At 72.7% G+C, this 19,862-nt stretch carries 17 protein-coding genes; 8 read left to right on the top strand and 9 right to left on the bottom strand.

The window, feature by feature from the left end; all coding sequences use genetic code 11:
* Positions 1 to 954 carry a LysR family transcriptional regulator gene (locus OIM89_RS25860; RefSeq protein ID WP_047471502.1) on the bottom strand — a complete coding sequence of 318 codons (954 nt, stop codon included), beginning with the start codon at positions 952 to 954 and terminating at the stop codon, positions 1 to 3.
* 71 nt (positions 955 to 1,025) lie between these two features.
* Between OIM89_RS25860 and OIM89_RS25855 the strand changes: the two genes are divergently transcribed.
* Positions 1,026 to 2,159, top strand: a complete 1,134-nt coding sequence (locus OIM89_RS25855; RefSeq protein ID WP_264491656.1) for a TDT family transporter — start codon at positions 1,026 to 1,028, stop codon at positions 2,157 to 2,159.
* Between the two features lie 21 nt (positions 2,160 to 2,180).
* Here OIM89_RS25855 and OIM89_RS25850 read toward each other — a convergent pair whose 3' ends face one another.
* The 3 genes from OIM89_RS25850 to OIM89_RS25840 form a co-directional block, all read right to left on the bottom strand.
* Complete coding sequence (locus OIM89_RS25850) at positions 2,181 to 2,738, bottom strand: helix-turn-helix domain-containing protein (protein ID WP_030696484.1); 558 nt, start codon at positions 2,736 to 2,738, stop codon at positions 2,181 to 2,183.
* Positions 2,739 to 3,066: 328 nt separating this feature from the next.
* Positions 3,067 to 6,513 carry an ABC transporter permease/substrate binding protein gene (locus OIM89_RS25845; RefSeq protein ID WP_264491655.1) on the bottom strand — a complete coding sequence of 1,149 codons (3,447 nt, stop codon included), beginning with the start codon at positions 6,511 to 6,513 and terminating at the stop codon, positions 3,067 to 3,069.
* Entirely contained in the window at positions 6,506 to 7,654 is a 1,149-nt protein-coding gene (locus tag OIM89_RS25840) for a quaternary amine ABC transporter ATP-binding protein (RefSeq protein WP_030696486.1), read from the bottom strand. The genes OIM89_RS25845 and OIM89_RS25840 overlap by 8 nt, the downstream gene beginning before the upstream one ends.
* A 362-nt stretch (positions 7,655 to 8,016) precedes the next feature.
* On the opposite strand from OIM89_RS25840, the gene OIM89_RS25835 reads away from it, so the two are divergent.
* The 7 genes from OIM89_RS25835 (at position 8,017) to OIM89_RS25805 (ending at position 15,098) form a co-directional block, all read left to right on the top strand.
* The gene (locus OIM89_RS25835; protein ID WP_030696487.1) at positions 8,017 to 8,922 is read left to right on the top strand and encodes a 5'-3' exonuclease; all 906 of its coding nucleotides are present in this window, start codon (positions 8,017 to 8,019) and stop codon (positions 8,920 to 8,922) included.
* 95 nt (positions 8,923 to 9,017) lie between these two features.
* Positions 9,018 to 9,875, top strand: a complete 858-nt coding sequence (locus OIM89_RS25830; protein WP_030696488.1) for a siderophore-interacting protein — start codon at positions 9,018 to 9,020, stop codon at positions 9,873 to 9,875.
* 267 nt (positions 9,876 to 10,142) lie between these two features.
* Positions 10,143 to 10,727 carry a sigma-70 family RNA polymerase sigma factor gene (locus OIM89_RS25825; protein ID WP_030696489.1) on the top strand — a complete coding sequence of 195 codons (585 nt, stop codon included), beginning with the start codon at positions 10,143 to 10,145 and terminating at the stop codon, positions 10,725 to 10,727.
* Positions 10,724 to 11,479, top strand: a complete 756-nt coding sequence (locus tag OIM89_RS25820; protein ID WP_257380618.1) for an anti-sigma factor — start codon at positions 10,724 to 10,726, stop codon at positions 11,477 to 11,479. The genes OIM89_RS25825 and OIM89_RS25820 overlap by 4 nt, the downstream gene beginning before the upstream one ends.
* Positions 11,480 to 11,676: 197 nt before the next feature.
* Positions 11,677 to 13,302 carry a molybdopterin-dependent oxidoreductase gene (locus OIM89_RS25815; RefSeq protein ID WP_264491654.1) on the top strand — a complete coding sequence of 542 codons (1,626 nt, stop codon included), beginning with the start codon at positions 11,677 to 11,679 and terminating at the stop codon, positions 13,300 to 13,302.
* Positions 13,303 to 13,396: 94 nt separating this feature from the next.
* Entirely contained in the window at positions 13,397 to 14,053 is a 657-nt protein-coding gene (locus OIM89_RS25810) for a fasciclin domain-containing protein (RefSeq protein ID WP_030696492.1), read from the top strand.
* Between the two features lie 88 nt (positions 14,054 to 14,141).
* On the top strand, positions 14,142 to 15,098 hold the full coding sequence (locus tag OIM89_RS25805; protein ID WP_264491653.1) for an RluA family pseudouridine synthase: 957 nt from the start codon (positions 14,142 to 14,144) through the stop codon (positions 15,096 to 15,098).
* A gap of 75 nt (positions 15,099 to 15,173) precedes the next feature.
* Here OIM89_RS25805 and OIM89_RS25800 read toward each other — a convergent pair whose 3' ends face one another.
* From OIM89_RS25800 to OIM89_RS25780, 5 genes are all read right to left on the bottom strand, one after another.
* A complete protein-coding gene (locus tag OIM89_RS25800; RefSeq protein ID WP_238469200.1) occupies positions 15,174 to 16,685 on the bottom strand; it encodes a cytochrome P450 in 1,512 nt (503 codons plus the stop codon).
* A 128-nt stretch (positions 16,686 to 16,813) separates the two neighbouring features.
* Entirely contained in the window at positions 16,814 to 17,428 is a 615-nt protein-coding gene (locus tag OIM89_RS25795; RefSeq protein WP_030696495.1) for a GTP-binding protein, read from the bottom strand.
* Entirely contained in the window at positions 17,409 to 17,783 is a 375-nt protein-coding gene (locus OIM89_RS25790) for a DUF742 domain-containing protein (protein WP_257380615.1), read from the bottom strand. The genes OIM89_RS25795 and OIM89_RS25790 overlap by 20 nt, the downstream gene beginning before the upstream one ends.
* Positions 17,780 to 18,187: a roadblock/LC7 domain-containing protein gene (locus OIM89_RS25785; RefSeq protein WP_003947186.1), complete on the bottom strand. Its 408-nt coding sequence runs from the start codon at positions 18,185 to 18,187 to the stop codon at positions 17,780 to 17,782. The genes OIM89_RS25790 and OIM89_RS25785 overlap by 4 nt, the downstream gene beginning before the upstream one ends.
* On the bottom strand, positions 18,184 to 19,770 hold the full coding sequence (locus OIM89_RS25780; protein ID WP_078858197.1) for a sensor histidine kinase: 1,587 nt from the start codon (positions 19,768 to 19,770) through the stop codon (positions 18,184 to 18,186). The genes OIM89_RS25785 and OIM89_RS25780 overlap by 4 nt, the downstream gene beginning before the upstream one ends.
* Between the last annotated feature and the right edge of the window lie 92 nt (positions 19,771 to 19,862).

The raw sequence follows: 19,862 nt of genomic DNA, 5'->3' as shown, positions 1-19,862 counted from the left end.
TCAGCCCCGCCCGCCGCGGGTCAGCCCCAGCAGGTCCCGGGCCGGGCCGACGGGCGGGTGGCCGGCCGGCCAGACGGCCCGCAGTTCGCGGGTGAGCCGGACGCCCGCCACGGGGATCTTCACCAGCCGCCCGGCGGCCAGTTCGTCGCTCACCACGAGCTCGCTGAGGACGGCCGGGCCCGCGCCGCTGGCGACGGCGGCCTTGAGGGCGGTGGTCGAGGAGAGTTCCAGCAGGGGCGCGGCCAGCCCGCCGACCGCCTCGGCGAGCACCTGGCGCGTCCCGGAGCCCTCCTCGCGGAGGATCAGCGGGCGGCCGGAGAGTTCCGCGGCGTCCAGCGGGGCGGTGCGGCGCGTCCAGGGGTGGCCGGGCGCGGTGACGACCACCAGGCGGTCCCGGGCCACGGTCACCGCGTCGAGCCCGGCCGGCACGGCGGGCCCCTCGACGAACCCGAGGTCGGCCTCGCCGTCCAGCAGCAGCGCCGCGACCGCCTCGGAGTTGCCCGCGCGCAGGGAGACGGCGGTGGCCGGACGCAGGGGACGCAGCGCGATGAGCCAGCCGGGCAGCAGGTACTCGGCGATGGTGAGGCTGGCGGCGACCCGGAGCCGGGCGTCGCGCCGGTCGCGCAGCGCCTGCACCCCGGCGTCGAAGGCGGCCGACGCCTCGACGACGCGGCCCGCCCAGTCGGTGACCAGGGCCCCGGCCGGGGTGAGCCGCGAGCCGCGCGGTGAGCGGTCGACCAGCGCGAGGCCCAGCTCGCGTTCCATCGCCCGGACCCGGCCGCTGGCGGCGGGCTGGCTGATGCCCAGCTCCTCGGCGGCCCGGCCCAGGCTGCCGAGGCGGGCGACGGCCAGCAGCAGCTGGAGCGAGCCGAGCGCGGGCATCCGGTGGGCGAGGGCGGGGTCGGCGGGGCCGGGACCGGCCGGCTCCGGGGCGTACGGCTCGTCGGTGCTCATAGGGCCAGGTTATGAGCTCATGGCTCGCCGGCGGCTGGTGGGCCCGACCTGCGGAAAGGCAGAGTAGGGGGATGGTTGCCCTCACCACGCGTCCCCTCGCCCCGCTCGCCTCCCCGCCGGCCGGCGCGCCGGCGCGCCGCCTGCCCGCCCTGCGCCACCTGGGCCCCAACTGGTACGCCTCGGTGATGGGGACCGCCATCGTGGCGACCGCGGGGGCGGGGCTGCCGTGGCAGCCGCCCGGGACGCGGACGGCGCTCACCGTGGTGTGGGCGCTCTCCGCGCTCCTGCTGGTGGCGCTGCTCGCCGCCCGGGCGCTGCACTGGGCGCACCACCGCGACCAGGCGCGGGCCCATCTCCTGGACGCCTCCATGGCCCCGTTCTACGGCTGCCTGGCGATGGCGCTGCTGGCGGTCGGCGGGGCGACGCTGGTGGTCGGGTCCGACTGGATCGGGATGCGGGCGGCGGTCGCCGTCGACCTGGTGCTGTTCACGGCGGGCACGGTGACCGGCGTGCTGGCGGCCGTCGCCGTGCCGTACCTGATGGTGGCGCGGCACCGGCCGCCGCTCGCGGACGCCTCCCCGGTGTGGCTGCTGCCGGTGGTCGCCCCGATGGTCTCGGCGGCGCTCGGCCCTCTGCTGGTGCCGCACCTGCCCGCGGGCCAGCTCCGCCAGACCCTCCTGTACGGCTGTTACGGCCTCTTCGGGCTGAGCCTGCTCGGGGCGCTGCTGATGCTGCCGCTGGTCCTGGGACGGCTGCTGACCGGCGGCCCGCCCGCCCTGGCGCTGACGCCCACGCTCTTCCTGGTGCTGGGCCCGCTCGGCCAGTCCACCACCGCCGTCCACCAGCTCGCCGAGGCGGCGCCGGGCGTCGTCCCCGGACCGTACGCCGGGGGCTTCGCCACCCTCGCCGTGCTGTACGGGGTCCCGGTGATGGGGTTCGCCGCGCTCTGGCTGGGGCTGGCCGGGGCGCTGGTGGTGCGGGCGCTGCGGCGCGGCATGGGCTTCTCGCTGACCTGGTGGGGGTTCACCTTCCCGGTCGGCACCTGTGTGACGGGCCTGGCGGGGCTCGGCAGCCGGACCGGTCTGCGCCTCTTCGAACTGGCGGCGACGGGCCTGTACGCGCTGCTGGTGGCGGCCTGGCTGGTGGCGTGCACCGGGACCGTGCGGCGGCTGGTCACGGGCCGGCTGCCGGCGCCGCCCGCCTGAGCGGGACGGGCCGGTCGCCGGTCAGTCTCGGGTGTCCGCGTCGGTGGCGACGTGGTCGGCGACGGTGATGACGAGGATGCGGGTGTCGGGCCCGGTGGCGCGCCAGCGGTGGCGGACCCCGCCGGTGAGGTAGAGCGTGTCCCCCTTGCCCAGGCGGTGGGCCCTCCCCTCGGCCTCGACCTCGGCGGAGCCCTCGACGACGTAGAGCAGCTCGTCGTTGCGGTGGACCTGCTCGCGGCCCTCGTCGTGGTCGCCGGTGAACTCGAGCGCCTCCAGCTGGTGGTGCCCGGGGATGAGGGTGCGGACCTCCTTGGCGCCCGGGCTCTCGGGGCCGGCGCGGACCACTTCCACGGTGTGGGCGGGGTCGACGGAGTCCATCAGCTCGACGGCGGTGGTCTCCAGCGCGTCGGCGACGGCCTCCAGCGAACGCAGGCTGGGGCGGGCCCGCTGGTTCTCCACCTGGCTGAGGAAGGGCACGGAGAGCCCGCTGCGCTCCGCGACGGCGGCGAGCGTCAGCTCCAGGGCACGGCGGCGCCGCCGTACGGCTGGTCCGACCCGCAGGGTCACTTTCTCGTCCATCGCTGCGGCGCCCCCTCGTGTTCCTCGGCTCCCGTGGGTGTTCCGGCACCCTACGCAGGTCCGGCGGACGGCGGGTCTCCCGGACGGCGTCCGGAAGCACCCCCTCCTGGTAACCCTGCCCGAAGGACCCGCCCCCTGGCGAGTGGAAAGCCATGACCGGCGGGATCGCCGGGCGCACGGGGGCGCATGCCGAAGGGGCGGACCCCGCCTCGCGGTGGGGTCCGCCCCTTGGCCGGGCGTGCCGGGGGCGCGCCGTCAGGTGACGCTCCGGTCACGTGGAGTGGACCGGTGCCGGGGCACCGGAACCCTCACGCGGGGTGCTCCAGGCTCACATGGGTGCGAGCTTGTCGACCATCTCCGGGTTCTTCTTGAGCCAGGCGTCGACGGCCTGCTCCTCCTTGCCCGTGCCGAGCTTCTGGATCTCGTTCTCCAGCCCGGCGAGCTGGTCCTCGCTGAGCTCGAAGTCGCGGAACCAGTCGGAGGCCACCGGGTAGTTCTCGGTGAACGACTTGTGCGCCACGGTCCGCAGCTGGTCACCCTCGCCGAAGAGCTTCTTCGGGTCCTCGAGCTTGTTCAGCTTGTACTCGTTGTACGCCCAGTGGGGCGTCCAGAGCATGACCGCGATCGGCTCCTTCTTGGCGTACGCGCGCTTCAGCTCGGCGAGCATGCCCGGGGTGGAGCTGTCGACGACCTTGTACTCGCCGCTCAGGCCGTAGCCGGGGACGACCTTGTTCTTCAGGATGTCCATCGTCTCGGTACCGGCCTCGATACCGACGATGCGCCCGTCGAACTGCTCGCCCTTGCCCTTGAGGTCGGCGAGGGACTTGACGTCCTTCACGTAGTCGGGGACGGCCAGCTCCAGCGAGGTGGGGCCGTACCAGTCACCGAGGTCGACCAGTTCGTTCTGGTACTTGTCCCAGTACTTCTTCTGCGTGTTCGGCAGCCAGGCGTCGAACTGCACGTCGATCTGGCCGCGCGACATCGCCGCGTACATCGGGCCGACCTCGAACTGGTGCAGGTTCATCTTGTAGCCGCGGTCCTCGAGGACGTGCTTCCACAGGTACGTGGCGGCGATGTCCTCCTCCCACGGGAACCAGGCGACCTCCATGGGGCGCTTGGCCTCGGCAGCGACGTCCTTCTTCTTGTCGCTGTCGCCGCCGGAGACCGGGGCCCACGTGTCCAGAGCCTTGGGCTGGTCCTTCAGCCAGGCACGGACGGCGTCCTGCTCCTTGCCCTTGTCCGCACCCTGGATCTCCGCCTCCAGGCTGGTCAGCTGCTCCTCGGACATCTTGAAGTCCTTGAGCCACTTACCCACCTCGGGGAAGTCCTTCGAGAACCCCTTACGCGCCAGCGTGTGGATCTGGTCGCCCTCGCCCCAGGCACCCTTCGGGTCCTTCAGCTTGGTGAGGTCGAACTCGTTGTACGCCCAGTGCGGCGACCACAGAGTGACCGCGATCGGCTCCTCCTTGGCGTACGCGCGCTTCAGCTCGGCCAGCATCGCCGGCGTCGAACCGTCGACGACCTTGAACTCCTTGTCGAGCCCGTACTCCTTGAGCACCTTGCTCTTCAGCAGCTGCATCTCACCGGCACCCGGCTCGATACCGACGATCCGGCCCTTGAACTTGTCCGCCTGACCCTTCAGATCCTCCATCGACTCGATCCCCTTCACGTAGGAGGGAACCGCGATCTCCAGAGAAGTCGGGCCGTACCAGGAACCCATGTCCTCAAGCTTGTCGCCGTACTTCTTCCAGTACGACTCATGCGTGGTCGGAAGCCAGGAGTCGGTCTCGAAGTCGATCTCGCCGCTGGCCATACCCGTGTACAAGGCGCCCGCCTCGTACTGCTGGGTGTTCACCTTGAATCCGCGCTGCTCCAGCATCTCCTTCCACAGGAAGGTGGAGGCGATGCCCTCGTCCCACGGGATGTAGCCGACGTTGATCTCGCGGCCCTTGCCGATGTCGGTGTTGTCGCCGCCGGAGACCGGGGCCCACGTGTCCAGAGCCTTGGGCTGGTCCTTCAGCCAGGCACGGACGGCGTCCTGCTCCTTGCCCTTGTCCGCACCCTGGATCTCCGCCTCCAGGCTGGTCAGCTGCTCCTCGGACATCTTGAAGTCCTTGAGCCACTTACCCACCTCGGGGAAGTCCTTCGAGAACCCCTTACGCGCCAGCGTGTGGATCTGGTCGCCCTCGCCCCAGGCACCCTTCGGGTCCTTCAGCTTGGTGAGGTCGAACTCGTTGTACGCCCAGTGCGGCGACCACAGAGTGACCGCGATCGGCTCCTCCTTGGCGTACGCGCGCTTCAGCTCGGCCAGCATCGCCGGCGTCGAACCGTCGACGACCTTGAACTCCTTGTCGAGCCCGTACTCCTTGAGCACCTTGCTCTTCAGCAGCTGCATCTCACCGGCACCCGGCTCGATACCGACGATCCGGCCCTTGAACTTGTCCGCCTGACCCTTCAGATCCTCCATCGACTCGATCCCCTTCACGTAGGAGGGAACCGCGATCTCCAGAGAAGTCGGGCCGTACCAGGAACCCATGTCCTCAAGCTTGTCGCCGTACTTCTTCCAGTACGACTCATGCGTGGTCGGAAGCCAGGAGTCGGTCTCGAAGTCGATCTCGCCGTTGGCCATACCCGTGTACAAGGCGCCCGCCTCGTACTGCTGGGTGTTCACCTTGAATCCGCGCTGCTCCAGCATCTCCTTCCACAGGAAGGTGGAAGCGATGCCCTCGTCCCACGGGATGTAGCCGATGTTGATCTCGCGGCCCTGGCCCACGTTGCCGGAGTCGGCCTGGGCCTCGTTGTCCGAGGAGCCGAGGGCGCCCATGCCGCCCGCGATCAGGGCGAGGACGACGACGCCGACCATGGCGACGGCGGTCTGCGGCCGGTAGCTCCAGATCTTCTTGCCGCCGGCAGCGGAGGCGCGGGCCTTGGCGATGGCGCGGCGGCCGACCGGCGAGACCTGCTGGCCCAGGCCGCTGGTGAGGCGGTCCAGGTAGATCGCGAGGATCACGATGGAGACACCGGCTTCGAAACCGAGGCCGATGTTCAGCTGGCTGATGCCCTCGTAGACCGAGCTGCCGAGGCCGGCGGCGCCGACCATGCCCGCGATGACGACCATCGACAGGCCCAGCATGATGACCTGGTTGACACCGGCCATGATCGTGGAGAGCGCCAGCGGGAGCTGCACCCGCAGCAGGGTGTTGCGCGGCGTCGTGCCGAAGGCTTCGGCTGCCTCCACCAGCTCCTTGTCGACCTGGCGGATGCCCAGCTCGGTCATCCGGACGCCCGGGGGCATCGCGAAGATGATGGTGGCGACGATGCCGGGGGCGGCGCCGAGGCCGAAGAAGATGACGGCCGGCAGCAGGTAGACCATGCCGGGCATGGTCTGCATGAAGTCCAGGGCCGGTCGCAGCACGGCGCTCACCGTGCGGGAGCGGGCCGCCCATATGCCGAGCGGCACGGAGAGCACGATCGCGACCAGGGTGGCGACCAGCACCAGCGACAGCGTGGCCATCGCGTCGTCCCACAGCTCCATCGAGATGATGAGGCCGAATCCGACGAAGCTCAGGGCGCCGGCCAGCAGGCCGCGCAGCCACCAGGCGATGACGGCGAAGATACCGGCGAGCAGCAGCGGCTCGGGGGCGGTGAGGACCGCGTTGATGCCGGTGTCCAGGCCCTTGACGACGGCGCTGATCGCGTCGAAGAGCCAGGCGAGATTGTTCTGGAGCCAGTCGACACCGGAGTCGACCCACTCACCGAAGGGCAGCCTAGGCATGGGCGCTCACCTTGCCCTCGTCCTCGTCGGCGGCGTCACGCGGCGCCGAGGGGGACATCGGCTCGCCGAGCACGGCGAGGAGCCGCTCGCGCGGCACGACGCCGACCAGCTTGCCGGCGGCGTCGGTGACGGCGACCGGCTCGGTGCTGGTGGCGCAGGGGGTGAACAGCTCGATGATCGGCGCGTCCTCGCGAACCACCGCGGGTGCGGCGTCGAGGATCTCCCGCTCGGTGCGGGCGGCCTTGCCGAGGCTCTTCTCACCGGACTTCGTGGCGGCGGGGGCGGCCGTCACGGTGTCGGCGTCGGCCATGATCGCCCCGGCGGTCAGCACGCGGGAGCGGTCGACGTCCTGGGTGAAGGAGGCGACGTAGTCGTTGGCCGGAGTGACGAGGATGTCCTCGGAGGTCCCGATCTGCACGATGCGGCCGTCGCGCATGACGGCGATGCGGTCGCCGAGGCGCATCGCCTCGTTGAGGTCGTGGGTGATGAAGACGATGGTCTTCTTCAGCCGCTTCTGCAACTCCAGGAGCTGGTCCTGCATGTCGCGGCGGATCAGCGGGTCGAGGGCGCTGAACGACTCGTCCATCAGGAGCAGGTCGGCGTCGGTGGCCAGCGCGCGGGCCAGGCCCACACGCTGCTGCATGCCGCCGGAGAGCTCGTCGGGCCAGGACTTCTCCCAGCCGGCGAGCCCGGCCAGCTCCAGTGCCTCCAGGGCGCGGCGCTCACGCTCGGCGCGCGGCACACCCTGGACCTCCAGGCCGTACCCGGCGTTCTCCAGCACGCTGCGGTGCGGGAAGAGCGCGAAGTGCTGGAAGACCATGCTGATCTTCTGCGAGCGGACGGCGCGCAGCTCCGCGGGGGCCAGTTCGGTCAGGTCCTGGCCGTCGAAGCGGACGTGCCCGGCGGTGGGCTCGAGGAGCCCGTTCAGCATGCGCAGCAGCGTCGACTTGCCGGAGCCGGAGAGCCCCATGACGACGAAGATCTGGCCAGGCTCGACGGAGAAGGAGGCGTCGATCACCGCGGCCGTGGTGCCCTCGGCACGGAGCTCGTCGCGGTCGACTCCCTTCGCCAGTCGTTGCACCGCTTCATCGGGTCGTCTTCCGAACACTTTGTACAAGTGCTCGGCTTGCAGCCTGGACACATACACCTCTCGATTTGTCACGACGACGGCCCGCCTCCCCCGCCGGCGGGCCGTGGAGCAGCACGGTTCCGCCCGTGCCCCGGGAAGTTGGCGTGATGGCGCCGCGCCCGGGTCCGCTCCGCCTGCGCGCCTGCCCGGACTTAAAAAATCCAAACAAAGGAGTGAGCCAGTTCACGATCCGTGCACGAATCTCGCCCACCGACGCCCTTTGATTACTCTACGTGACGATCCCGGGTTCGTGAAGCCCTCCGTTTCAGCCACTCGCCTCGCGGGCCGACCCGCCCGCCGCATGCCGCCCGTCCGCCGCGCCCGGCCCACCGGTGCGCGATGATGCCGGGGTGACTCAGCCAACACCGCGCCTCATGCTCCTGGACACCGCCTCCCTGTACTTCCGGGCCTACTTCGGCGTCCCCGACACGGTCCGGGCGCCCGACGGCACCCCGGTCAACGCCGTCCGGGGCCTGCTCGACTTCATCGCCCGGCTGGTCCAGGACCACCGCCCGGACGCCCTGGTCGCCTGCATGGACGCCGACTGGCGCCCGGCCTGGCGGGTCGAGCTGATCCCGACGTACAAGGCCCACCGGGTGGCCGAGGAGACCCCCGAGGGACCGGACGTCGAGGAGACGCCGGACACCCTCTCGCCGCAGGTGCCGGTGATCGAGGCGGTGCTCGACGCGCTGGGCATCGCCCGCGCCGAGGCGGCCGGCTACGAGGCGGACGACGTGATCGGCACGCTGGCCACCGCCGCGCAGGGCCCGGTCGACATCGTCACCGGCGACCGCGACCTCTACCAGCTGGTCGACGACGCGCGGGGCGTGCGCGTCCTCTATCCCCTCAAGGGCGTCGGCACCCTCCAGCTCACCGACGAGGAGCTGCTCCGCGAGAAGTACGGCGTCGACGGCGCGGGCTACGCCGAGCTGGCCCTGCTGCGCGGCGACCCCAGCGACGGCCTCCCCGGCGTCCCGGGCGTCGGCGAGAAGACGGCCGCCAAGCTGCTCGCCACCTACGGCGACGTGGCCGGGATCGTCGCCGCCGCCGAGGACCCCCGCTCCAAGGTGACGCCCGCCCAGCGCAAGCGGCTCCTGGAGGCCCGCCCGTACCTGGCGGTGGCCCCGGAGGTGGTCCGGGTCGCCACCGACGTCGAGCTGGCCCCGTTCGACCCCGCCCTGCCGAGCACGCCGCGCGACCCCGAGGCGCTGGCGGCCCTGGCGGAACGCTGGAACCTGGGGGGCTCGCTGGAGCGGCTGCTGGCGGTGCTGCGCGCCTGAGCGCACCAGGCGCGCGGAACCCGCCCTCGCCACACCCCCCGGGCCGGGTGTTAACTTAGGCTCACCTAACCACACCCGATCTGGGAGGCCCCTCCATGGCGGACCGTCCGGCACGCAAGGCTCCGCAGACCCATCTCGCGCGGGTGGTGCGGACGGAACGGCTCACCCCCCACATGCAGCGGATCGTCCTCGGCGGCGAGGGCCTGGCCCACTTCTCGGCCGACGAGTTCACCGACCACTACGTGAAGGTGCTCTTCCCGCCGAAGGGCGTCACCTACCCGGAGCCCTTCGACATCGCGGCGATCCGCGCCGAGCTGCCGCGCGACCAGTGGCCGGTGACCCGTACGTACACGGTCCGCCGCTGGGACGCCGAGGCGCGGGAGATCACGGTGGACTTCGTCGTCCACGGCGACAGCGGGCTGGCCGGCCCGTGGGCCTCCGCCGCCGTCCCCGGCGACGAGATCCGCCTGCTCGGCCCGGGCGGCGCCTACGCCCCCGGCGACCAGGCCGACTGGCATCTGCTGGCCGGTGACGAGAGCGCCCTGCCGGCCATCGCCGCCGCCCTGGAGGCGATGCCGGCCGACGCCGAGGTGCGCGCCTTCGTCGAGATCTCCGGCCCCGAGGAGGAGCAGGAGATCGACGGGCCGCAGGGCAAGAACGTGGTCTGGCTGCACCGGGGCGACGCGCCGGTCGGCTCCCTGGTCACCGAGGCCGTCCGCGCCCTGGAGTTCCCCGAGGGCGAGGTGCTGGCCTTCGTCCACGGCGAGGCCGGCTTCGTCAAGGAGCTCCGCCGCCACCTGCGGATGGAGCGCGGCATCGCCCGCGGGCAGCTCTCCATCTCCGGCTACTGGCGCCTGGGCCACGACGAGGACGGCTGGCAGGCGTCCAAGCGCGACTGGAACGCCCAGGTCGAGGCAGAGCAGGAGCAGGCCGGGGCCGCCACCGCCGCCTGACCCCGACTCCCGGGGTACGGGCACCAGAGCCGTCCGTGTCCCGGGCCCGCCCTCCCCGCGTGCCTCCGGAGTCGGCCGGACGCAGGCGAGGGACGGGCCCGCGCGCCCCGGGCCGGGGCAGGCCAGAGCCCCCGGCCCGGGGCGCCGCCACGCCCGGAGGTCACGGAACGGCAAAACCTCCCGGCCCGGCCAATCCGCCCCGCACTCCGCACCGAACCCCCCTGAGCAGTGGTCACGCTGCACCCGGACCCCGGCGAAGGAGTACGCGTGAAGGAACCCGTCCGCATCGGCCCGCCCCCGTCGGCGGTGCCCGACCTGGAGGCGTTGATGGGCCAGGTCGCCGTCGGCGACCGGGATGCCTTCACCACCGTGTACGACACGGTGGCGGGACCCGTCCTCGGCCTGGTCCGCCGCGTGCTGCGCGACCCGGCACAGTCCGAGGAGGTCACCCAGGAGGTGCTGGTCGAGGTGTGGCGCACCGCCGCGCGCTACCGGCCCGCCGAGGGGACCGTCATGACCTGGGTGATGACGCTGGCGCACCGGCGCGCCGTCGACCGGGTCCGCTCCGTGCAGGCCGCCGCCGACCGCGAGGAGCGGGCCGCCCTGCTCGACCGCACCCGCGCCTTCGACGAGGTCGCCGAGCAGGTCGAGACCCGGCTGGAGCGCGAACAGGTCCGCCGCTGCCTGCGCACCCTCACCGAACTCCAGCGCGAGTCGGTCAGCCTCGCCTACTACCGCGGCCTCGCCTACCGCGAGGTCGCCGAACTGCTCACCGTGCCGCTCGGCACGGTGAAGACCCGCCTGCGCGACGGCCTCATCCGGCTGCGCGACTGCCTGGGGGTGAGCGCATGACCACCGCCGAACTCCACACGCTGACCGGCGCCTACGCACTGCACGCCCTCCCCGAGGAGGAGCGCGCCGCCTTCGACCGCCACCTCGCCGACTGCCCGGCGTGCACCACCGAGGTCGCCGAACTCACCGCCACGGCGGCCCGCCTCGGCCTGGCCGAGGCCGCGGTGCCGCCACCCGCGATGAAGGACCAGGTGCTGCGCCGCATCGGCGAGGTACGGCAGGAGCCGCCCCGCACGGCGGCCGCCACCGCCAGGCCCCGGGCCGGGCGGGCCCGCCGGTTCACCGGCTTCGCGCTCGCCGCCTGCCTCGCGGCAGTCGCCGGGCTCGGCGGGATCGCCGTCTGGCAGCACCAGGAGGCCGAGCAGGCGCGGCAGCGGGCCGAGGCGGCGGAGCGCCGGGCCGCCTCGGTGGCCCGGGTGCTGGCCGCGCCCGACGCCCGCTCGCAGTCGGCGCAGTGGGGCGAGGGGACCCGCGCCACGGTCATCGTCTCGGCCTCGCTCGACGAGGCGGTGTTCCTCTCGGCGGACATGCCCGCGCTGCCCGAGGGGAAGGTGTACCAGCTCTGGTTCGACGACGGCGGCACCATGCGCTCCGCCGGGCTGATGCCGCCCTCGCGCGGCGACGGCGTGGAGGCCGTCCGCCTGGAGGGCGCCGTCGGCGAGGCGTCCGGTGTCGGCATCACCGTCGAACCGCCGGGCGGCTCCGAGCAGCCGACCTCCGACCCGGTCGGTCTGCTGAATCTGCCGGCCTGACCCGCCGGCACCCCCCGCCACCGCCCTCGTCCACCCGCTGTCCCGGTGGACGGGGGCGGTTCTTCTCCTGCGGGCCGTCAACTTTCCATACGCCCGCTGCCTGACGAAAAGCCAGCTCGAAGCAGATGCCGGAAAGACGAACTCACTCCATCGGGTGACAGACCAATCCCCCTCCCCCGTGGCTCCGAATAGCTGGCGTGACCGAAGAGACGAGCACCGCACCCAGCAGGCGCACCCGGACGACCCGGGCCGCGCTCGCCGCCCTGTCCGGGGTGATCGCGGCCTTCGCGGCCCTCGCCGCGGCTGAGCTCCTCTCGGCGGCGGTACGCCCCGAGTCGAGCCCCGTCACCGCCGTGGGCGGCGCCGTGATCGACCGGACCCCCGTGGAGGTCAAGGACTGGGCGATCCGCGCCTTCGGCGAGGACGACAAGGTGGTCCTGCTGGGCGGCATCCTCGTCCTGCTGACCCTCTTCGCCGCCGCCGTCGGACTGGTGGCCCGCCGCAACCGCCGGGCGGGCGTCGCCGGGGTCCTGGTGTTCGGCGTGATCGGTGCCGCCGCCGCCCTCAGCCGCCCCGGCTCCGGCTGGCCGGACGCCCTGCCCTCGGCGGCCGGGGCGCCGGCCGGCGCCGGTGTGCTCTGGCTCCTCGTCGGCCGCCTGACCGGCGCCGGTCCGGGTACGGAGGTGTCCCGCGACCGGGCCGCCCTCGACCGGCGCGGCTTCGTCCTGGCGGCCGGCGCCTCGGTCGCCGTCTCCGCCGGGGCCGGATTCGCCGGACGCCGGCTGAGTGCCTCCGGTGCTGCCGACGCCGAGGCCTCCCGGGCCGCGGTGCGGCTGCCGAGGCCGTCCTCGCCCGCGCGGCCGATCCCGGCCCACGCCCGCCCCCGCGTCGAGGGGCTGAGCCCCTTCACCACCCCCGACCGCGACTTCTACCGCGTCGACACCGCCCTGGTCGTCCCCCGGGTCGACGCCGGGAGCTGGCGGCTGACGGTGCACGGCAAGGGCGTCCGGCGGCCGCTGGAACTGGACTTCGCCCAACTGCTGCGCCGCGACATGATCGAGCGGGACATCACCCTGACCTGCGTCTCCAACGAGGTCGGCGGCCCGTACGTGAGCAGCGCCCGCTGGCTCGGCGTACCGCTGGCCCCCCTTCTGGAGGAGGCCGGGGTCCGTCCGCCGTCCCGGGGCGGCCCCGCCGACCAGCTGGTCTCCCGCTCGGTCGACGGCATGGCCCTCGGCACCCCGGTCGACACCGTCATGGACGGCCGGGACGCGATCCTCGCGGTCGGCATGAACGGCGAACCGCTGCCCTTCCGGCACGGCTTCCCGGTCCGCATGGTGGTGCCCGGCCTCTACGGCTACGTCTCCGCCTGCAAGTGGCTCCAGGAGCTGGAGCTGACCACCTTCGACGCCTTCGACCCGTACTGGGTCCGGCGCGACTGGGCCCGCGAGGCGCCCATCAAGACGCAGTCGCGGATCGACACCCCGCGCCCCTTCGCCCGGCTGCGCGCCGGAACCGTGCGCGTCGCCGGGGTGGCCTGGGCGCAGCACCGCGGCATCCGCCGGGTCGAGATACGCGTCGACGACGGCCCGTGGCAGGACGCCCGGCTCGCCGCCGAGGCGGGCCTCGACACCTGGCGCCAGTGGGTCTGGGACTGGCCCGCCACCGAGGGCAGCCACACCCTCCACGTGCGGGCCACCGACGCCGCCGGCGCCGTACAGACCTCCCGCCGTCAGGGCACCGTGCCCGACGGCGCGACCGGCCTCCACTCGGTGGTGGTCAGCGTGGACCGACCACCACCGGCCACCTCCCGGGGCCTGTGAGGGCCTTTCCCGAGAACCCCCGGAACTCCTCCGACCAGGGTCCGTCTTCCGCAGTACCGACGAGCCGCCCAGCGGCTCACCGACAAGGAGCACCATGTTCACCACCCGTGTCCGCCGTACCGCCGTCGCCGTCGCCGCCGCCGCGATCCTCCCCGTCAGCCTCGCGGCCTGCTCCTCCGAGAGCGGTGACAAGGCCGCCGAGGCGCCGTCGTCGGCCGCCTCGCAGCAGAGCCCGGAGAAGTCCGGGGGGATGGGCAAGGACCAGACCCCGAACGAGCCGTTCGGTCCGGCCTGTTCCTCCGTGCCGAACGAGGGCGCGGGCAGCTTCGACGGCATGGCCAAGGACCCGGTCGCCACCGCCGCCTCCCACAACCCCGAGCTGTCCACGCTGGTCACCGCGGTGAAGAAGGCCGGTCTGGTCGACACCCTGAACAACGCCGAGAACATCACCGTCTTCGCGCCGGCCGACGACGCCTTCGCCAAGATCCCCAAGGCCGACCTCGACAAGCTCCTCGCCGACAAGGAGGAGCTGACCAAGGTCCTCACCTACCACGTGGTGGGCCAGAAGCTGACCCCGAAGCAACTGGAGGACGGCTCCTTCGAGACGCTGGAGAAGAGCAAGCTCACCACCATGGGCTCCGGCACGGACTTCACCGTCAACGACAACTCCAAGGTCGTCTGCGGCAACGTGCCGACCGCCAACGCCACCGTCTACATCGTCGACACCGTCCTGATGCCGAAGGCCGGCTGACCGCAGGCGGAGTGAGGGCGGAGGGTGCCCCGGGCGCCCTCCGCCCTTCCGCACGCCGCCGTCCGCCGGCCTCTCGTAGGCTGGCCGGATGAGCCGAAGATCCCGCCGTACGCCCGCTCCGCTGCCGCAGCGCGACGGCATCGGGCCCGTCCGGGTCCGGCTGCCGCTGGAGGGGCCGTGGGCGACGATCCGGGACCATCTGGTGGAGCGGCTGCCGGTGGCGGCGGCCGAGGTCGACGCGCTCTTCGCCGAGGGCGAGGTGGTCACCGGGGACGGGCGGCCGGTCGCGGCCGACGCGCCGTACGTGCCGGGCGGGCAGGTCTGGTTCCACCGCCGGCGCGCCGCGGAGGTCCCGGCGCCGTACCCGCCGGTGGTGCTCTTCCGCGACGAGCACCTCGTGGTGGTCGACAAGCCGCACTTCCTCGCCACCACCCCGCGTGGCCGCCACGTCACCCAGACCGCCCTGGCGCTGCTGCGCACCCGCCTGGAACTGCCGGAGCTGAGCCCCGCCCACCGCCTGGACCGCCTCACCGCCGGCCTGGTCCTGCTCACCGTCCGCCCCGCCGAACGCGCCGCCTACCAACGCCTCTTCAGCGACCGCCTGGTCCGCAAGGAGTACGAGGCGGTGGCCGGGTACGATCCCGGGCTGGCCCTCCCCCGCACCGTACGCAGCCGCATCGTCAAGGAGCGCGGGGTGATCGCCGCCCAGGAGGTCCCGGGTGAACCCAACGCCGAGACCCGCGTCGAACTCCTCGCCCACCGGGGCTCACTCGGCCGCTACCGCCTGCTGCCGCACACCGGCCGCACCCACCAGCTGCGCGTCCACCTGAACTCCCTGGGCCTGCCGATCCTCGGCGACCCCGTCTATCCGCAGGTCACCGACCCGGCCCCGGACGACTTCCGCCGGCCCCTGCAACTCCTCGCGCGCACCCTTGAGTTCGCCGACCCGGTGACCGGCACCGAACGCCGCTTCACCAGCACCCGCGAACTGACCGCGTGGACGGCGTACGACCGGTGGGCAGAGGGCGTGCCCGACCCCGCCTGACCTCGCACGGCACACGGAACGGCGGGTGAGGGACCGGAGACCCCGGACCCTCACCCGCCGTCGCACGGCATCGGGTCAGCCGCCGCGCACCCACTCCACGAGCCGGCGCCAGGCGCCCCGGCGCTGCGCGGGCACGGTGGCCACGGGTCCCTCGGCGGCGGGCGGGCCCGGGACGTGCGGGGCGACCTGCGGCGGGATCGGGCCGGCGGCCTGGGGGCGCGGGGCGGGCGAGGAGATCTCCCAGTCGGTGCGGGAGGCGCCGGTCTGGCCGGGACTGCTGCTGATCTCCAGCGGCTGGCGGGGGCTGAAGACCACCGGGAGTTCCGTCAGGTGGCTGCTGATCAGCGAGTTGGTCCAGTGCAGGTCGGTCTCGGGGACGGCGAGTTCCACATCGGGCAGCCGCATCAGCAGCGCGTCCACCCCGGTGTCGGCGATCGCCCGGCCGAGGTCGTCGCCGGGGCACTCGTAGACGCCGCCGCCGAAGGCGAGGTGGGCCCGGTTGCCCTGCATGTTCGCCTCCAGGTCGGGGCGGACCACCGGGTCGACGTTGGCCGCGGCGATGTTGAGCAGCAGCGCGTCGCCCTTCTTGATCTGCTGGCCGCCCAGTTCGGCGTCCTGGACCGCGAAGTAGCCGAGCATGTTGCTGAACGGCGGCTGGTCCCAGAGGGTCTGCTCCACCGCCTCGGGCACGGTCATCTGGCCGCCGTTGAGCTGGGCGCGGAAGCGCGGGTCGGTGAGGACCATCCGCAGCACGTTGGCGGTGAGGTTGGAGGTGGCCTCGTAGGCGGCGATGAGGACCAGGCGCAGGTGCTGGGCGACCTCGTCGTCGGTGAGGCGGGCCTCGTCCTCCAGGAGGCTGCTGGTGAAGTCGTCGTCCGGCTGGGCCCGGCGGCGGGCCACGTGGCGCTCCAGGATGCCCATGATGGCGGCGTTGGAGGCGTTGGCGGTCTCGGTGCCCTGGAGCATGTCGCGGGCGGCGTCGACCATCTGCTCGTTGTACTCCTCGGGCAGGCCGAGGACGTCGAGCATCACCAGCATCGGCAGGTGGTCGGTGAACTGGCTGACCAGGTCGGCGCGGCCGTCCTGGCCGAACTCGTTGACCAGGCGGTTGCTGTGCCGGTTGATGGCCCGGCGGACCCCCCGGTAGTCGATCTGCTTCATCGCGTTGTTGACGGCGCCGCGCAGCCGCTCGCGCTCGGCGCCCTCGGCGAAGGAGCAGATGGGCTGCCAGGCGAAGAGCGGGGTGAGCGGGTAGTCGGGGCCGAGCGTGCCGTCCTGGACCAGCCGCCAGCGGCGGGAGTTGCGGGTGTAGACCGAGTGGGTGCGGAGCATGTGGAGGTTCTCGCTGTGGCCGAGGACCACCCAGATCGGCACGTCGTCGTGGAGCAGGGCGGGGGCGACCGGGCCGTGCTCGGCGCGGAGCTTCTCGAAGAGCCCGGGGGCGTCGCGCTCGGCCTCGGGTCCGTAGAGCCGGCGCAGCCCGCCGGCTCCGAACGGTCCGACCGGGTCCGCGCCGTGGGCAGGGCAGCCGGGGGGCGGCCCGGCGGGGGTGCCGGGGAAGGAGTGAGGGGCCTGGGGGGTCGTCACGGTGGATGCTCCGATGAAGGGTCGGGCGGTGCGGGGCGTCGGGCTGGCACGGCGGTGCGGCGGCCTCGGCCGGGTGCGGGGGGCCCGCGCCGCCCCGCCCGGAGGTTCCGGGCCGGGCGGCGGGCGGATCAGGCGGTGGCCGGGGTCATCTCGTGCAGGTAGCGCATGAGGGTCATCAGCGCGTCCCGGCTGGACTCGCGGTAGCGGGCGTCGCAGTCGAAGATCGGTACGTACTCGGGCAGGTCGAGCGCGCGGCGCAGGTCGTCCAGGTTGTGGCGGGGTGCCTCGGGGAAGCTGTTGATCGCGACGACGAAGGGGACGCCGCGTTCCTCCAGCCGCCCGATGACGTCGAAGCTCACCTCCAGCCGCCGGGTGTCGACCAGGACGACAGCGCCGAGCGCGCCTTCGAAGAGGCCGTTCCACAGGAACCAGAACCGCTCCTGGCCGGGGGTGCCGAACAGGTAGAGGACGAGCTGGTCGGTGATGGAGATGCGGCCGAAGTCCATCGCGACGGTGGTCGCGGTCTTGGACTCGACGCCCCGGTTGTCGTCGACGCCGACACCGGCCTGCGTCATGGTCTCCTCGGTGGTCAGCGGACGGATCTCGCTGACCGAGCCGACCATGGTGGTCTTCCCGACGCCGAATCCCCCGACGATCACGACCTTGACGGCGGCGGTGGCCGTGTCGGGCAGGACGTCCTCGCTCCGGGGTCCTGTGATCGTGTCAGAGCTTTTGAAGTCCATGCATCACCGCTTCGAGGAGGGAACGGTCCGGGAGCGTCGCGCGGGTGATCGGCGCCCGGGACTCGATCAGCTCGGCGGAGAGCAGATCGGTGAGCAGGATCGTCACCACACTGAAGGGCAGGGCGAGGTAGGCCGAGAGTTCGGCCGCGGAGAGCGGCCGGCGGCAGAGCCGCAGGACCGCGGCCTGTTCGGGCTGGGCCGTCGGGGGCGGCGGCCCCGACCTGGCCACGATGAGCGTGACCAGGTCGATCGGGGCGCGCTCGGCGCCCTCGGTACCGCCGGTGAGGACGTACAGCCGCTCGGGGTTGGAGCCTTCCGGCTCCTGTTTCCTGCGCTCGCGCTGGGGAGGGGTCATCCGGCCGACCCGCCGTGGCGCGGTGGGCTGGTGAGGTGGGAACCGATACGGATGACCAGGTCGCGCATGCGGTTGCCGATGAGCCCCGCGTCGACGGTCTCGTCGGTGAGCACCGCCAGGTAGGCGCCGGCACCGGCGGCCATCAGGTAGAAGAAGCCGCCGTCGATCTCGATGACGACCATCCGCATCCGGCCGTCGGAGTCCGGGATCTCGCTGGCGACCGCCGCCGCCAGGCTCTGGAGCCCGGCGCAGGCGGCGGCGATGCGGTCGGCACCGTCCGGGTCGCCGCCGTACCGGGCGATGCGCAGGCCGTCGGCGGAGAGCACCACGATCTGCTGGACCCCGGGGACGCCCTCGTCCAGTTCCTTGAGCATCCAGTCAAAGTTGGCACGTTGCTGGATCACGTCCGGTCCCCTTCGTTGTCCTGGTGTCCGTGGGAGGGCTGGCCGCTTTCCCCGGCGGCGGTACCGGAGTCGACGTCCACACCGTTGGCTGCCTTCGTGAAGGCCTCCAGCCAGATGCCGGGCTGGGGCTCCTCCTTCTTCTTCTGGGGCGTGGGTGCCGCCTGCCGCCAGTCGTCGGCGGCGGGTGCGGGCGCCGGGACGGTGTGCGGGAAGCCGCCGCGCACGCGGCTGCGCCGCTGCGGCAGGCCCTCGGGGGTCCACTCGGTGACGACGGGCACGTCGTCCTCGGGCGGCGGGGACATCGAGCGGGAGGAGTGCAGCGGCGGGCCGGAGGTGGGCCGGCGCCTGCGGTAGGGCCGCTCGTCGGCGATGAGGTTGCCGTCGTCGTCGATGCGCTGCACGGCCGCGGCGCCGATGCCGTGGGCGACGGCGGGGGCGGGCTCGTCGGTGAGCATGTCGCGCGGGACGATGAGGACCGCGCGGACGCCGCCGTAGGCGGACTGGCGGAGCGCGATCTGCATGTCGTACATCCGCGCCAGGCGGCCGACGACGGCGAGGCCGAGGCGGGGCGTCTCACCGAGGTCGTCCACGTCGATGCCGGCCTTGGCCTCCTCCAGCTTGCGTTCGACGCGCTCACGGACGACGTCGTTGAGGCTGATGCCCGCGTCCTCGATCTCGATGGCGACGCCGGTCTGGACCTCGTGGGCGGTGACGTGGACGCGGGTGTGCGGCGGCGAGTAGCGGGTGGCGTTGTCGAACAGCTCGGCACAGGCGTGGATGAGCGGTTCGACGGAGATGCCGTCGACGTTGACCTTGGCGACCGAGTGCAGGTCGATGCGGGGGAAGTCCATGATCCGCGACATGGCGCCGCGCAGGACGCTGAAGAGCGGTACGGGCTTGGGCCACTTACGGCTCGGCCGGGCGCCGCCGAGGACGGCGATGCTGTCGGCGAGACGGCCGATGAGGGCCGTGCCGTGGTCGATCCGCAGCAGGTCGTCGAAGACCTCCGGCGTACGGCCGTGGTCCTCTTCCATGTCGCGCAGGTCGGCGGACTGCTTGTGCACGATGGTCTGCACGCGGCGTGCGACGTTGACGAAGGCGCGCTGCGCGGAGTCGCGCATGGCCTCCTCGCGGTCGACGATGCGCAGCACGTTGCGCAGGAGGACCCGCTGGGGGTGCGGCAGTCCGCGGTAGACCTCGCTGCCGTCGATCATGGCGCGCATGACCTCGGACGGGGTCTGGTTGTGCGCCTGGAGCCGCCGGACACAGGCCGGCATGAGCTCCTGGGCGAGGTGCAGGATGTCGTCGTCGTGCGCGGCGAGCCGCTGCTCGAGCTGGGCGATCTCGCGGGCGTGCTGGAGCCTCAGGGCCGCGGCGGCGCGGCCCCGGCGGACCGCCTCGGCCGCGACGGCGATCACCACGAGGGTGGCGGCGGCTCCGGTGACGGCGACCGGTATCCGGGCGGGCTCGGCGACCAGGGCCGCGGCGGCTCCGGTGGCGGCCGCCATCAGCACGGCGGGCAGCAGCAGCACCCGTGCGAATGACGTCTCTCGGCCACCGGGAGGCGATGGGACACTCACCATGTATTGCCCTCAGAACAATCGGCTCGGGAGTTGCGCGAACCATGGGGGAATAGGGGATGAACGCACACGAAGTTCTCAACTCGGTGCGCTGC

Origin of the sequence: Streptomyces sp. BI87 (genome assembly GCF_025957665.1) — a bacterium.
Classification (GTDB): domain Bacteria; phylum Actinomycetota; class Actinomycetes; order Streptomycetales; family Streptomycetaceae; genus Streptomyces; species Streptomyces albidoflavus.
Note: the sequence above shows the minus strand (reverse complement) of the source record. Positions and strands in the feature narration are given on the sequence as shown.

Coding starts and splice junctions, on each gene's coding strand:
- OIM89_RS25860 (WP_047471502.1), bottom strand. CDS start 954: ATGAGCACCGACGAGCCGTACGCCCCGGAGCCGGCCGGTCCCGGCCCC.
- OIM89_RS25855 (WP_264491656.1), top strand. CDS start 1,026: ATGGTTGCCCTCACCACGCGTCCCCTCGCCCCGCTCGCCTCCCCGCCG.
- OIM89_RS25850 (WP_030696484.1), bottom strand. CDS start 2,738: ATGGACGAGAAAGTGACCCTGCGGGTCGGACCAGCCGTACGGCGGCGC.
- OIM89_RS25845 (WP_264491655.1), bottom strand. CDS start 6,513: ATGCCTAGGCTGCCCTTCGGTGAGTGGGTCGACTCCGGTGTCGACTGG.
- OIM89_RS25835 (WP_030696487.1), top strand. CDS start 8,017: ATGCTCCTGGACACCGCCTCCCTGTACTTCCGGGCCTACTTCGGCGTC.
- OIM89_RS25830 (WP_030696488.1), top strand. CDS start 9,018: ATGGCGGACCGTCCGGCACGCAAGGCTCCGCAGACCCATCTCGCGCGG.
- OIM89_RS25820 (WP_257380618.1), top strand. CDS start 10,724: ATGACCACCGCCGAACTCCACACGCTGACCGGCGCCTACGCACTGCAC.
- OIM89_RS25810 (WP_030696492.1), top strand. CDS start 13,397: ATGTTCACCACCCGTGTCCGCCGTACCGCCGTCGCCGTCGCCGCCGCC.
- OIM89_RS25805 (WP_264491653.1), top strand. CDS start 14,142: ATGAGCCGAAGATCCCGCCGTACGCCCGCTCCGCTGCCGCAGCGCGAC.
- OIM89_RS25795 (WP_030696495.1), bottom strand. CDS start 17,428: ATGGACTTCAAAAGCTCTGACACGATCACAGGACCCCGGAGCGAGGAC.
- OIM89_RS25790 (WP_257380615.1), bottom strand. CDS start 17,783: ATGACCCCTCCCCAGCGCGAGCGCAGGAAACAGGAGCCGGAAGGCTCC.
- OIM89_RS25780 (WP_078858197.1), bottom strand. CDS start 19,770: ATGGTGAGTGTCCCATCGCCTCCCGGTGGCCGAGAGACGTCATTCGCA.